The organism is Tepidibacter sp. Z1-5, from assembly GCF_037844525.1.
GTDB lineage: Bacteria > Bacillota > Clostridia > Peptostreptococcales > Peptostreptococcaceae > Tepidibacter_A.
Genome location: NZ_JBBMMD010000024.1, coordinates 94,718 through 108,139 on the forward strand (window position 1 = coordinate 94,718; position 13,422 = coordinate 108,139).

The 13,422-nt window shown below is 29.6% G+C and carries 16 protein-coding genes, 1 riboswitch and 1 other annotated feature; of the genes, 14 read left to right on the forward strand and 2 right to left on the reverse strand.

Translation table 11 applies throughout. The features are described 5' to 3' along the window. Nucleotides 1–16: 16 nt before the first annotated feature. From WJW32_RS06400 to WJW32_RS06445, 10 genes are all read left to right on the forward strand, one after another. Nucleotides 17–661, forward strand: a complete 645-nt coding sequence (locus tag WJW32_RS06400; RefSeq protein ID WP_340256609.1) for a helix-turn-helix domain-containing protein — start codon at nt 17–19, stop codon at nt 659–661. 131 nt (nt 662–792) lie between these two features. Continuing rightward, complete coding sequence (locus WJW32_RS06405; protein ID WP_340256611.1) at nt 793–1,215, forward strand: NUDIX hydrolase; 423 nt, start codon at nt 793–795, stop codon at nt 1,213–1,215. A gap of 71 nt (nt 1,216–1,286) precedes the next feature. Beyond that, nucleotides 1,287–1,472, forward strand: coding sequence for a hypothetical protein (locus tag WJW32_RS06410; protein ID WP_340256613.1), 186 nt, complete (start codon nt 1,287–1,289; stop codon nt 1,470–1,472). 197 nt (nt 1,473–1,669) lie between these two features. Then, nucleotides 1,670–1,869 (forward strand) — a binding site (T-box leader). Between the two features lie 59 nt (nt 1,870–1,928). Next, nucleotides 1,929–3,008, forward strand: coding sequence for a pyridoxal-phosphate-dependent aminotransferase family protein (locus WJW32_RS06415; protein ID WP_340256615.1), 1,080 nt, complete (start codon nt 1,929–1,931; stop codon nt 3,006–3,008). Nucleotides 3,009–3,058: 50 nt separating this feature from the next. After that, nucleotides 3,059–4,645, forward strand: a complete 1,587-nt coding sequence (gene serA / locus WJW32_RS06420) for a phosphoglycerate dehydrogenase (RefSeq protein ID WP_340256617.1) — start codon at nt 3,059–3,061, stop codon at nt 4,643–4,645. Between the two features lie 11 nt (nt 4,646–4,656). Continuing rightward, nucleotides 4,657–5,451: a sugar phosphate isomerase/epimerase family protein gene (locus WJW32_RS06425; protein ID WP_340256618.1), complete on the forward strand. Its 795-nt coding sequence runs from the start codon at nt 4,657–4,659 to the stop codon at nt 5,449–5,451. A 60-nt stretch (nt 5,452–5,511) separates the two neighbouring features. Next, nucleotides 5,512–5,690: riboswitch (Lysine riboswitch) on the forward strand. A gap of 148 nt (nt 5,691–5,838) precedes the next feature. Then, a complete protein-coding gene (locus WJW32_RS06430; protein WP_340256620.1) occupies nt 5,839–7,584 on the forward strand; it encodes a Na+/H+ antiporter NhaC family protein in 1,746 nt (581 codons plus the stop codon). Between the two features lie 200 nt (nt 7,585–7,784). Then, nucleotides 7,785–8,531: a YwaF family protein gene (locus WJW32_RS06435; protein ID WP_340256622.1), complete on the forward strand. Its 747-nt coding sequence runs from the start codon at nt 7,785–7,787 to the stop codon at nt 8,529–8,531. Nucleotides 8,532–8,750: 219 nt separating this feature from the next. After that, the gene (locus WJW32_RS06440) at nt 8,751–9,401 is read left to right on the forward strand and encodes a YigZ family protein (protein WP_445330216.1); all 651 of its coding nucleotides are present in this window, start codon (nt 8,751–8,753) and stop codon (nt 9,399–9,401) included. Between the two features lie 40 nt (nt 9,402–9,441). Continuing rightward, nucleotides 9,442–9,831, forward strand: coding sequence for a CoA-binding protein (locus WJW32_RS06445; RefSeq protein ID WP_340256623.1), 390 nt, complete (start codon nt 9,442–9,444; stop codon nt 9,829–9,831). Nucleotides 9,832–9,844: 13 nt separating this feature from the next. Here the strand turns inward: WJW32_RS06445 and WJW32_RS06450 are convergent, their stop codons facing one another. Next, on the reverse strand, nt 9,845–10,216 hold the full coding sequence (locus tag WJW32_RS06450; protein WP_340256624.1) for a TSUP family transporter: 372 nt from the start codon (nt 10,214–10,216) through the stop codon (nt 9,845–9,847). Beyond that, nucleotides 10,216–10,563: a TSUP family transporter gene (locus tag WJW32_RS06455; RefSeq protein WP_340256625.1), complete on the reverse strand. Its 348-nt coding sequence runs from the start codon at nt 10,561–10,563 to the stop codon at nt 10,216–10,218. The genes WJW32_RS06450 and WJW32_RS06455 overlap by 1 nt, the downstream gene beginning before the upstream one ends. A gap of 184 nt (nt 10,564–10,747) precedes the next feature. On the opposite strand from WJW32_RS06455, the gene nadE reads away from it, so the two are divergent. The 4 genes from nadE to WJW32_RS06475 all read left to right on the forward strand — a co-directional run. Continuing rightward, a complete protein-coding gene (gene nadE / locus WJW32_RS06460) occupies nt 10,748–11,497 on the forward strand; it encodes an NAD(+) synthase (protein WP_340256626.1) in 750 nt (249 codons plus the stop codon). A gap of 70 nt (nt 11,498–11,567) precedes the next feature. Then, nucleotides 11,568–12,287, forward strand: coding sequence for a YebC/PmpR family DNA-binding transcriptional regulator (locus WJW32_RS06465; protein ID WP_340256628.1), 720 nt, complete (start codon nt 11,568–11,570; stop codon nt 12,285–12,287). 38 nt (nt 12,288–12,325) lie between these two features. Next, nucleotides 12,326–12,448 (forward strand): hypothetical protein, encoded by a 123-nt coding sequence (locus WJW32_RS06470; protein WP_340256630.1) that lies wholly within the window; start codon nt 12,326–12,328, stop codon nt 12,446–12,448. A 493-nt stretch (nt 12,449–12,941) separates the two neighbouring features. Beyond that, the coding region (locus WJW32_RS06475; RefSeq protein WP_340256632.1) for a transposase at nt 12,942–13,422 on the forward strand (481 nt) is incomplete at its 3' end.

Below are 13,422 nucleotides of genomic sequence, written 5' to 3' on the forward strand. Positions count from 1 at the left end.
ATGGAGGATAAAATCGGTGTTGAGTTGGGAATGTATAGACAGCTTAGAAAATTTTGAAATAACATACTTGCTATATCAGGAAGGCAAAAATATAAATCAGATAAGCAGAATAAGAAATATGAAGATTGATGATGTAAATAGAGATATAATAAAGTACAAACAAATGTTGAACCAGATTAAGCAAAATAATAAGACTATTATAGACATACTACTTGAAGAAGATAAGAATTCAAGAATTGATATTATAAAATCATTAGATGAAAATGAATTAAACAATTTAAAAAAACTGTTGTATAAAAGAATTTTGATAGAAAAAAATGTAGATGATTTTATGATACTTCTTTGGATTTGTGGTGAACTAAAAGATTGTAGATTATTAGATATAGTTCATACATGCTCTAAGCATCCTCATGGAGGTGTAAGAAGAATGGCTTATTCTGCTATGGGTAAACTAGGATCAGATAAAAGCATAGATTATTTGCACAAGGGACTTATAGATGCAAAGCCACAGGTAAGACAATACTCTGCTAAATCCTTGTGCAAAATAGGAAATGAAACTACGTTAAAAAAGTTAAAAAATTTGATAAACAATCCGAATGAAAAAGAATATGTTAAAAGAGCTTTTTTAGAAGCTATAGATATTATTGAAAATAAAAATTGACTATTATCTTCATAAGCACTATTTAAAAAACATATATTAATAATATAAACAAAAACCCAGAAAAATAAGATCATATGATCTTATAATCTTAATTATAATTGATACAAATATAATATAAGGGGGAGTTTAAAATGCTTTTTAGAAGTTGTGCAGGAGGAATAGTTTTTTATGGAAATAAAGTATTGATATTAAAAAATGAAAAAAGTGAATGGGTATTGCCAAAAGGTATTATTAAAGGTGATGATGTTCCAAATAAAGTCGCTGTAGATAAGGTTAAAAATGAATGTGGAGTAGATACTAAAATATTATCAACTGCAGGTCAAACAAATTATGAATTCTATTCAATAAGCAGAAAAGCTCCTGTATGTAATGAAATAGTGTGGTATGTTATGGAATCAAATGATGCAAAATGTAATATAAATAAAGACTTGGGATTTATAGACGGTGGATTTTATAAAATAAAAGATGCATTAGAATTGATAACTTATAGTCAAGATAAATCTATTGTTAATTTATCTTTTAAAAAATACAAAAATTTAAAAAGAGAAATATAAGGATAGGTAGAATTAAACCTTAAATTTTAGGTTAAACTATATATGACTAAAATTTAAGGAGGCATACATGCATGGAAAATTTAAATATGAATGAATTAAAAGCAGTAGCATCTAGATGTAGTCAGTACAGTCCAATGGAAAACCAGTTTACATCATCTGTTGGAGAGAACGAAGAGAATTGTGCTAAGTGTAATAACTATCAAAATAATAAATGTTCTTTGGATTTAATTGATGAAATTAGAAGTAATATGAAGTAAAGTTTATATAACAAAAAACCTCATTTTTTTAAAAAAATGAGGTTTTTTGTTATATAAATTATTTAAAATAATATAATTAAATATAAATATATGAAAAAAATAATTGGCATTAAATAAAATAATACATATAAAAAAAATTTAAGTGTTGACGAAATTGGATTTAGGCAATATAATCAATTTCAAACAAAAAACAATATTTAAAAGTTTAGAAGGGTAGTAGTAAATAATTTCTATTTTCAGAGAGTGGATGGTTGGTGTGAATCCATAATAAGAGTTATTGAATCCGACCTGGAACTGCATAGGGGTCAAAACCTATGCCGGGATTTCCGTTAAAGATTAAAGACTGTATATACAGTAAAACAAGGTGGTACCACGTGGATATATCCCCGTCCTTGACTAACGTCAAGGGTGGGGATTTTTTATATAAAAAAATACTTATTATAGGAGAGTTGAGAAATGAATATAGATAAAATTTTAATGACACCAGGGCCTACAAATGTTCCTAAAAGGATTTTGAATAAGATGGCAGAGAATATGATTCATCATAGAACTGATGAGTTTGCGAATATATTTAAAGAATTTAATGAAAGACTTAAATATATATTTCAAACAGATAATACAGTACTTACATTTCCATCATCAGGAACAGGCGGATTAGAAGCAAGTATTGTGAATATGTTTTCTAAGAAAGATAAGGTATTGGTAGTGTCAATAGGTGTGTTCGGAGATAGATTTTCAGATATAGCAAGGATATTTGGTATAGAAGTTGATAAATTAGATGTACCTTGGGGAAAGGGAGTTGAAGTTGAGGATATAGAATCTAGATTAACTGATGAGCATAAAGCACTGATAATTACTCATAATGAAACGTCTACAGGGGCTAATAATGATATACGAAAAATAGGAAAATTCATGAAAAATAAAAAACAACTCTACATAGTAGATGCGGTCAGTTCTTTAGGAGCAATTGAAGTAAGAATGGATGAATGGAATATAGATGTATTAGTAAGTGGATCTCAGAAAGCTTTGATGTCGCCACCTGGACTAACATTTATAGCAGTTAGTGAAAAAGGATGGGAATTTAATAAAAAATCTGATATTCCTAAATACTATTTTGATTTTAAAAAAGCTAAAGATAGTATTGATAAAGAATTACCTCAAACTCCGTATACTCCTGCTGTATCGCTTATAACTGGAACGAATGAGGCACTAAAAATGATACAAGAAGAAGGTATTGATAATGTTTGTAAGAGGCATGAAAGATTGGCTTGGATGTTTAGAGAAGGTGTAAAAAATATGGGATTAGAATTTTTTGTAGATGAAAAATATCAATCTAATACTGTGACTTCTATAAAAATGAAAAATAAAGCTATTGATATAAAAAAGATAATGGAGGAAGAATTTAATATAGTAATAGCAGCAGGTCAAGGAAAATTGAAAAATGAAATTATAAGAATAGGGCATCTAGGATGCATTGATGAAGAAATGATAAATAGAACTTTGGGAGCATTAAAACAAGCTGTAAAAAAAATTTAGCTTAAAAAATTGTATATTGAATACTTAATACAAAATTGGAGGGGATTATAGTGAAAAATAAGGTTATAATTACAGAAATGATAGATCAAGAGGGAATAAAGATATTAAAAGAAAAAGTGGATATAGATATAAAAGTTGGTATTTCTAGAGAGGAATTATTAAGTATAATACATGAATATAACGCTATTATAGTTAGAAGTAATACTATTGTGGATAAAGAATTATTAAATAAAGCAATAAATCTTAAAATAGTAGGAAGAGCTGGGAACGGAATAGATAATATAGATGTAGAAGCAGCTACAACAAGAGGTATAATTGTAGCAAATACACCTCAAAGTAATACTATGTCTGCTTGTGAGCTTACTATAGGACTTTTGCTTGCTCAATCAAGAAATATACCTCAAGCTAATGGTGATACTAAATTGGGGAATTGGGGAAGAAATTCTTTTAAAGGGGTAGAACTTTATGGAAAAACTCTTGGAATAATAGGTCTTGGAAAGATAGGATCTTTAGTTGCAACTAGGATGAAGGCTTTTGGTATGAATATAATAGCATATGATCCATATATAACAGATGAAAGATTTGAAAAATTTAAAGCTATTAAAAAGGATAGATTAAAGGATTTATTACAAGAATCTGATTTTATTACTGTCCATACTCCTAAAACAGAAGAAACTATAAATATTATAGATGAAAATGAAATAAAGTGTATGAAAAATGGGGTTAGATTAGTAAATGCAGCTAGAGGTGGTATCATAAATGAGGATGCATTATTAAAGGGAATAAATGAGGGGAAAATTGCGAGTGCTGCACTTGATGTTCATAAGGTAGAGCCTTGTATCAATAGTAAGCTATTTGATCATCCAAATATTATAGTTACTCCACATATAGGTGCTGGAACTATAGAAGCACAAGAAAATGTAGGAAAAACAATAGCCAATCAGATTATAAATGGTTTAAATGGAGATATTGTTGCTAATGCAGTTAATCTTCCAACTATTCATAGAGAAGAACTTAAGTTGATTAAGCCTTATATAGAACTTGCAGAAAAACTAGGTAAAATATACTATCAAATTCATAATGAGCCAATTGAACTTGTAGATATTCAATATCATGGGAATATAGCTTCTCAGGATGTTAAAATGGTGACTATAGCTTTTATAAAAGGTCTTTTAGAACCTGTAATGAAGGAAAATGTAAATTATATAAATGCTCATATATGTGCTAAAAATAGAGATATAATTGTAAATGAAGGAAAGAAAAAAGAAAATTATAAAAATTATGTAGATTCAATGTCTATAAAAATAAAAAATAAAGTTGGCGAATTTACTTTGCTTGGAAGTTTATCTGCAAAAAAAGAAGGGAAGCTTGTTGAAATTCATGGATATGAAGTAGATGTAAACCCTAGTAGACATATGTTATTTATACAAAACTGGGATGTTCCAGGAGTAATAGGTGATATTGGAATGGTTCTTGGAAGAAACAATATAAATGTTGCGACTATGCAGGTTGGTAGAAATATAAAAGGGGAAAAAGCTTTGATGATATTAAATATAGATGAGGGAGTATCAAAAGCATCTATTGAAGATATATCAACGGTAGAAAATGTATTATGGGCTAAAGGGATAAAACTATAGGGAGGTATTTTATGAGAATAGGATATGCGGCATCTGTTGGAGAAAAAAGTATACTTGATAGTATGGAATTTGCTAAAATTAATGGATTTAATGCAGTGGAGATAAATATGAATATGAAGTGCTTTTTTCCTGAGAATTACGATAAGAAGGATATAGAAAATATAAAAAAATACAAGAAAGAAAATGATATAGAGATTACTATGCATGCACCTGAGGATATATTTATTTTAAATCTTCATGAAAAGGTTAGAAATGCAGGGATTGATAGATTGAAAGAGATTATAGAATTTGGAAAAAATATAGATGCGAGTAGAATGACTATACACATAGGGCCAACTCCTTATTTTACTTTGACGGATAATAAGTATTATTTAGATGATATTTATCATGAAGAATATAAAGAGATTTTAAAAGATTGTTTGGTAGATTTGAGTGATTATTGTGAGAATAAGATTAAACTTTGTGTTGAAAATTCTGGAAGATTCACTGAAAAATTATATCAAGATGTTTTAGATAATATTATGAACAAAAAAAATATATTTTTAACATGGGATATAGGTCATTCTTATTATGAAATTTACGATGAAATAAAATTTTTTAGAAAAAATATAGATAAAATTAAAACTGTTCATGTTCATGATGTAAATGACATAAGTGATCATCAAGTTGTAGGAGACGGAAAAATTGATTTTTCAAAGTATGTAGAGGATATAGGCTGTAAAGATAAGGTGTATATAATAGAGGTAAGACCTAGAGAAAAAGCTTTAAAATCATTAAAAAAATTCATACAGTTTATGGAAAAATAAAATTTTATTATTGACTAAATTAAAAGACTATTGTATCATTAGAAAATAACAAGTGAACGAAAAAAAGATAGAGGTTGCATTGTTTAATAGTACTACTTTGGAGTTAAGCACTATGAAGAAGTAGGAAAGGAAATAATGCCGAAGCTTTACAACTGATGCTTTAAGGTTGTGGGGTTGGGGTTGCGTATAATATATGCAACACTGTCACAAATATTTATTTGTGGGGAGCTATCATTCAAATGGAAGTAGGCAATTAATACTATTTGGAAGGTGTTAATTTAATGTATTGCTTATTTAACCTTGAGTGAAAACTCAAGGTTTTTTTGTTTTGATGGACTCTTCTCCAAAAAATTTCGCTTGTACTAATAAATTTTAGGAGGAGTAAAAATGAGAAAAAGAGGATTTATTTTAATTTTAACTTTTATGTTGTTTTCTTTATGTATGAATTTCGGTTTTGCAGAGGAGCTAGACCCTGCTCAAGTTAATGCCGATAAGTTCGGATTATTAACTTTATTGCCACCTTTAGTTGCTATAGTTCTAGCATTTATAACAAAGAATGTTGTGTTATCTTTATTTTTAGGAGTGTTTTCGGGAACGTTTTTAATTAGTCTTAATGGTTCAAATTTTGTAATGGCTTTATTTAATGGATTTTTATCTATAATAGATAATGTGTTATCGTCTTTAGCAGATCCGTGGAATGCGGGTATTATTCTACAGTGTTTAACTATAGGGGGGCTTATTGCACTTATAACTAAAATGGGTGGAGCTAAAGCTATAGCGGAAAGTCTTGCTAAAAGAGCTAAATCTCCTAAAAGTGCTCAAATATTTACTTGGATTTTAGGGTTAATAGTATTCTTTGATGATTATGCAAATGCACTTATAGTAGGACCTATAATGAGACCTGTAACTGATAAAATGAAAATATCAAGAGAAAAGCTATCATTTATAATAGATGCAACGGCAGCTCCTATAGCTGGTATTGCCATTATATCTACTTGGATTGGTTATGAGATAAGCTTAATAAAGGATGCTTATGCAAGTATAGGTCAGCAGGTAAATGCTTATTCTGTATTTGTATCTACTATTCCTTATAGATTTTATAATATTTTAATTCTTGTATTTATAGTTTGTACTGCTGTATTTTTAAGAGAGTTTGGACCGATGCTTAAATGTGAGAGAAGAGCTAGAACTAGTGGAAAAGTTCTAGGTGATGAAATGGATTCTAAGTTTGTAGAGGAAAGCAAAGAAATTCAACCTAAAGAGGGAATTAAGCTTAGTGTATGGAATGCTATAATTCCTATAGGTGTTTTGATATTTGCATCTTTACTTGGATTTTATTACAATGGATACAATACTATAATTGGTGGGGACGATGCTGCTTTAATAGAGATATTAAAGAATTCTCCTATGTCATTTGCAGCTATTAGAGAAACTTTTGGAGCATCTGATGCTAGTGTGGTTTTATTCCAAGGAGCGTTGTTTGCAAGTATAGTAGCTATTGTAATGGGTACTAGTCAAAAAATATTTAAAGTTTCAGAAGCTATTGAAACTTGGGTAAATGGAATGAATGCGTTAGTTATAACAGGAGTTATATTATTGCTTGCATGGTCTTTAAGTGGTGTTATAAAAGAGCTTGGAACTGCTAAGTTTTTAGTATCTGTATTATCTGGTGCTATACCTAAGTTCTTACTTCCATCTATAATATTTGCACTTGCAGCTATAATATCTTTTGCAACAGGTACATCTTATGGAACAATGGGTATACTTATGCCTCTTACTATACCTCTTGCGCATGCTATATCTCCAGAAGCTTCATATATTATAATGAGTGCTGGAGCTGTATTAACTGGAGCGACTTTTGGAGATCACTGTTCACCTATTTCAGATACAACTATAATGTCTTCAATGGGAGCAGGATGTAATCATATAGATCATGTTAATACTCAACTTATATATGCACTAACAGTAGGAGGTATATCTATAGTATTTGGATATTTACCAGCAGGACTTGGAGTTCCTGTATATTTAACTCTTCCAATAGCAGTTTTAGCTGTAGTAGGAACTGTTTATTTTGTAGGAAAACCTGTAGAGGATACTGAGGCTGTATCTTTAAAGGATGTAGCTGATTTATAAATACTAGTGGTTGAGCGAAAAAATGACGTGCATTGAAATACATTTCAATGCACGTCATTTTTAGTTTGCGTGTTTAAATTTGGAAATGTAAAAAAATAGGAAGTTATAAACGTTTTTTATTGTGTATATATGTGTTATAATATAGAGGTTGTTACATGAAATTGTAAGATATAGACAACAAAAGGAGAGAAAAAATATATATGGATGCATTTTGGAAATCTACATATGACTCAACAAGTTTTAATCTTTATTCAAAGAGTCATATAACTACATTGATAATAATAGGTTCTATTATTTTAGGAATGTTTTTAATGAGAGAGCATATACAAAAAAATAGAAAAAAAGTAGGATTTGGTATAGGAATTATGCTTATTGTTCAACAGTTTCTTATGTATTCTTGGTATATAACTTCTGGCAATTTCACATGGCAAGAATCTCTACCTTTATATTTATGTAGGATAACGACTATTTTATGTATTATAATGGTTTTAAGAGAAAGTTATGCTTTTTTTGAAATTGCTTATTTTTGGGGAATGTCGGGAAGTATTATGGCTTTGATAACGCCTGATCCTGGGTTTGAATTTCCACATGTTATGTTTATACAGTTTTTTATGGGTCATGGAGGAATGCTGATATCTGTATTGTTCATGATGTATTTTTACAAATTTGAACCAAAACTATCATCGCTTAAAAAAACTATAAATTGGACAATAGTTTACTTTGTAGGAGTAGAGATGGTAAACTACGCTATAGAAGCTAATTATTCATATTTAAGAAGTAAGCCACTTAGTAAAAGTCCACTTGACTACTTGCCACCTTATCCATATTATGTGCCTATACTTGCTATTATAGCTATAGGTATATTTTCACTATGGTATATACCGTTTTATATAAGAGATAAGAAAAGCGAAATGATAAAACAAGAAGAAGAAGCTACTAGCTATTAATATAAGTCTGTTGATTATTTAATCAACAGGCTTTTTCATATCCATTATTTGCCCGAAAGCTAAGAATTCTAATGCTCCATCCTTTTAGGGTTAGAGCTAAGAACTCTATAGCTTCTGGATTAGTTCAGCTAAAAATTCAGTTGGAGTAAAAATTCCACCTGAATTAAGTTTCACTTTATGCTAAAATTTTAGAATAGGATAAAAAATAGGAGGATTTTTATGATAGAACAATACAAAACTATACATGAATACGGTCAAGATGAAGTTATAATAGAAAAATCTAGATTCATAGGATATGCAAAACCTGTTGAAACTGAAGACGAAGCGAGAGAATTTATAAATGAAATCAAAAAAAAACACAAGGATGCAACTCATAATGTATGGGCGTACACAGTAGGAATGAATATGGATATTCAAAGATATAGTGATGATGGAGAACCATCTGGAACAGCTGGAATACCAACTCTTGAAGTTATAAAAAAAGAGGATTTAAGAAACGTAGCAGTAGTTGTTACAAGATATTTTGGGGGAATTAAATTAGGAGCAGGTGGACTTGTAAGAGCGTATACAAAAGGAGCGAAAGTAGGTCTTAATGCATCTAAGATAATAGATAAAATTTTATACACTGATATAAGATTTAAAATAGACTACACTCTTTTAGGCAAAGTCCAAAATGAACTTATGAATTTGGGATACATAATAAAAGAAATATTATATGAAGATATGGTTACAATAGTAGTATACTCAAAATTAGATGAAGTAAACTCAGTAAAAAACAAAATAATAGATATAACAAGTTCGAATGTTGAAGTTGAAGAAAAGGAAGATTTTTATTTATCTAAATACAATGATGAAATACTTTTAGATTAAACTTTAATTAGGTATAAATCCTTGTGACAGGAGGAATATTATGGATGTAGAAAAATTAAAAGAAGAAATGATCAAAATGAAAAAATGGGCAGTCGTAGGAGCTACAGATAATAGAAGTAAATATGGATACAAAATATTTAAAAAATTAAATGATAAGGGATATATAGTTCACGGAGTTAACCCTAAATACAGTGAAATAGAAGGATATGAAATATACAATTCTATAAAGGATATACCAGAGAAGGTAGAATGTGTTAGTGTAATAGTTAATCCGAAAATATCAAACGAATTGCTTGATGATATATCTGATCTTGGAATAAAAAATGTATGGTTCCAGCCTGGAAGCTTTGATCAAGATACGATAGATAAGGCTAAAAAACTTGGAATTAATATAGTTTACTATGATTGCTTATATGTAGAATTAGGATAGATATAAGAAAACACTACTTTTTTGGAGTAGTGTCTTTTTTATGAAAACCTTTTTTGACTTCGTAAACTCCCATTACAAATAAGAATACTCCGAATATTCTTCTTAAAAAATCTGAATTTAAATTAGACGATATTTTAGAGCCTAAGAAAGCTCCTATTATTCCAAATGATACTATAGGTAGTATAACTTTATACTCGACATTCTTATTCTTTATATGAAAAATGAGTGCAAATATAGTCATTGGAATAGATGCCAATAAGTTTACGCTTTGAGCCATCTTTTGGTCTATAGAAGTTAAGAATAATAAAGAAGGTATAAGAATTGTTCCTCCACCTATACCCATACCACCTATAATACCGGCTAAAAGCCCTATTAATATAAGCATTAAAACACCATCCTTAATGAAGCTATTATCATAAAAAATCCAAATATTAATCTAAGTTTTGGGCCTGAAAATTTGTTTAAAAGCCTAGCTCCAAGGATTCCTCCAACCGTAGCTCCTATAGCAACCTTGTAGGTAACGTTTAAATTAAATATTCCACTTCTTATGTAGATAAATGAACTGGTAAGTGTAAAAAATAATATGATACTAAGAGCAGTAGCATGAGATTTATGCTCTTCTATGTCAAGTAGATTATTAAGAGCTGGAACTAATATACTTCCACCACCAGAACCAAATATACCATTTACAAATCCTGTTACAAAACCTATTAATATAGTCTTTATATTCATATTTTATCACCAGTATTATTTTTAACATAAACTACAAAATATATTTATGATATAATTAATTTTATCGGAAAGATAAAAATTCAGTTGGAATAAAAACTCCGTCTGAATTAAATTTCGCTTTATGTGAAATAAATTAGTAAAGTTGACTATACTAAAAACAGAATATGAGGAAAGGGGTAGTGTAATGTTGACGATGGAACAAAAAATAGAAAAAACTGTAGATTGGTTAAGAGAGCAAGTAAAAACATCTGGAACTAAAGGATTAGTAGTGGGGATTTCAGGAGGAATAGATTCAGCTCTTGTTGCTTGTTTGATTAAAAAGGCGTTTCCAGATAATTCATTAGGAGTTATAATGCCCATAAAAAGCAGCCCAAAGGATAGAGAGGATGCTTTAAAGGTTGTTGATGCTTGTAAAATAAAATATTTAGATTTAGATTTAACTGAGGTTCAATCTAAGTTATTCGATATAGTAGTTGATAATATGAAAGATAATGATATATATAATGAAGATAACACTAGAATATCTGATGCTAATTTAAGAGCTAGAATAAGAATGAGTACTCTTTATACAGCAGCTAATAACTTAAACTACATGGTAGTTGGAACTGATAATGCAGCTGAGGTATATACAGGATACTTCACTAAGTATGGAGATGGAGGAGTAGACATACTTCCTATATCTAACTTAACAAAGAGAGAAGTTTACGAATGGTCAGAGGTTTTAGGTGTTCCAGAATCAGTTTTAAATAGAGCTCCATCTGCAGGTCTTTGGGAAGGACAAACTGATGAAAATGAGATGGGAACAACTTATGATATGATAGACAAGGTAGTTAAGGGAGAAGAAGTTCCTGAAAAGGATAAGGCTATAATAGATAGATTACATAGTAGATCAGAGCATAAAAGAGTTATGCCACCAAAGCCTCCTGTATTCTAATTTATTTACTAAAATGAGATTTTGTGTTAAAATTACAGTGTTTAATGTTGAAATTTAAGGAGTGAGAAATATGGGACGTATAGGAAATATAATTAATAGAAAAGGTAAGCAAGATGCAAAAAGAGCTCAAGTATTTACAAAGTATGGAAGACTTATAACTGTTGCAGCAAGACAAGGTGGAGCAGATCCTGAATATAATGCAGCTTTAAAAACAGCCATAGATAAGGCTAAAGCTAACAACATGCCTAATGATAATATAGATAGAGCTGTTAAAAAAGGTGCAGGTGGAACTGAAGGAGATAACTATGAGGCTGTTGTGTACGAAGGATATGGACCTGGTGGAGTTGCAGTTATAGTAGAAGCTTTAACTGATAACAAAAACAGAACTGCTGGAAATGTAAGATACTACTTTGATAAAAACGGTGGAAATCTAGGAACTTCAGGATGCGTTGGATTCATGTTTGATAGAAAAGGTCAAATAATGATAGGTAATGAAGGAATAGATGAAGAAGAATTAATGGATGTAGCTTTAGAAGCTGGTGCTGAAGATTTCATAACTGAAGAAGATGGATTCGAAGTATTAACAGCTCCAGAAGATTTTAGTGCTGTATCTGATGCTTTAAAAGAAAAGGGATATGAATTTATAGCAGCAGATGTTAAGATGCTTCCTCAAACTACTGCAAAGCTTGATGGTGAAGATTTAGTTAAGTCTATGAATAAGATGATAGATATGATGGAAGATGATGATGATATACAAGAAGTTTACCATAACTGGGAAATGGAAGAGTAGAGATTAACCCCCCTTTTAATTTTAAGGGGGATTTTTTTATGATTAAAGCCAAAAACGAGGGTCATTTAAATACTACTAGAGTAGGTGAGATAGAACAAATGAAAAATATAGATCTATTTAATAATTATATGAATAAGTATTTTCCAAAATTAAAATTATAGTTACCTAGATTTCGTACAAACGAAATCTGGGTTATTTTTTTAGGGTCTGAGGGTTATTAAAAACTATCTATACAAATACCGCGAATACAACGATATTTTGAATATAACTAAGATTTTATCTTATTAATATTCCTAAAATTCGAGAAACTCCCTACGGTCAAACACTCAAATTTTTCAACGGAATATTAAACGATAAAACCTAAGTTATATTAGTCAAAATATCTAAAAGTATTCACTAACATTTGTATAGACAGTTTTAATATTAGCAACTCTATTATAAATTAAAACTTCATCCCCTATTTTTACCATAGAATAAAAGACAAAAAAATAATACCATATTCTTATAAAAGAATTACCATTCGACAAGTACTCTAAAATAAGAAAGGTGGTATTATTTATGAAAAGCTCGGAACTGAAAAACTATCAGCAAATTTATTTAAAATGGATAGTTTCCCTGACCAATCTCAAATTAATATTCTTTTAAGGCGAATGAATGCTACAAATATATCTCAATTTGAAGATATTCATAGTAAACTTTTCAAAGAAAAAAAATCAATCTGGATATCAGTTATCAGCTGCTTTGGCAGGAAAAAATGCTGAAACAGTTGCAATGTATCTCGATTCTGGAAATGTCCATTGCTCACATAGATTCAAAGACCTTCTAAATTTTTCTTTGGAAAAATATAGAGAACAATTGAAAATAGGTAAGTTAATCATACGCGGAGATAGCGGATATGGAACTGAGGAAATAATAGATATGGTATCCTCTATATCAAAATTAAAATTCATTATAAAAGGATACTCTTCTAAAACAGCAAAAAACATTGCAAAAACTATAGACATATCAGATTATGCTCAAGCAGATAAATCTGCTAGGGTATATGAGATTCCAAACACTGTTAGGAATAGGATTATAATAGTTCAAATACTAACAAAACAAGGAAGATTTAAATACTCTCACCTTATCACATTAG

Excerpts from the sequence above, each read along its gene's own strand:
- WJW32_RS06405 (WP_340256611.1), top strand. The coding sequence starts at position 793 with ATGCTTTTTAGAAGTTGTGCAGGAGGAATAGTTTTTTATGGAAATAAA.
- WJW32_RS06410 (WP_340256613.1), top strand. The coding sequence starts at position 1,287 with ATGGAAAATTTAAATATGAATGAATTAAAAGCAGTAGCATCTAGATGT.
- WJW32_RS06415 (WP_340256615.1), top strand. The coding sequence starts at position 1,929 with ATGAATATAGATAAAATTTTAATGACACCAGGGCCTACAAATGTTCCT.
- WJW32_RS06425 (WP_340256618.1), top strand. The coding sequence starts at position 4,657 with ATGAGAATAGGATATGCGGCATCTGTTGGAGAAAAAAGTATACTTGAT.
- WJW32_RS06430 (WP_340256620.1), top strand. The coding sequence starts at position 5,839 with ATGAGAAAAAGAGGATTTATTTTAATTTTAACTTTTATGTTGTTTTCT.
- WJW32_RS06435 (WP_340256622.1), top strand. The coding sequence starts at position 7,785 with ATGGATGCATTTTGGAAATCTACATATGACTCAACAAGTTTTAATCTT.
- WJW32_RS06440 (WP_445330216.1), top strand. The coding sequence starts at position 8,751 with ATGATAGAACAATACAAAACTATACATGAATACGGTCAAGATGAAGTT.
- WJW32_RS06445 (WP_340256623.1), top strand. The coding sequence starts at position 9,442 with ATGGATGTAGAAAAATTAAAAGAAGAAATGATCAAAATGAAAAAATGG.
- WJW32_RS06450 (WP_340256624.1), bottom strand. The coding sequence starts at position 10,216 with ATGCTTATATTAATAGGGCTTTTAGCCGGTATTATAGGTGGTATGGGT.
- WJW32_RS06455 (WP_340256625.1), bottom strand. The coding sequence starts at position 10,563 with ATGAATATAAAGACTATATTAATAGGTTTTGTAACAGGATTTGTAAAT.
- nadE (WP_340256626.1), top strand. The coding sequence starts at position 10,748 with ATGTTGACGATGGAACAAAAAATAGAAAAAACTGTAGATTGGTTAAGA.
- WJW32_RS06465 (WP_340256628.1), top strand. The coding sequence starts at position 11,568 with ATGGGACGTATAGGAAATATAATTAATAGAAAAGGTAAGCAAGATGCA.
- WJW32_RS06470 (WP_340256630.1), top strand. The coding sequence starts at position 12,326 with ATGATTAAAGCCAAAAACGAGGGTCATTTAAATACTACTAGAGTAGGT.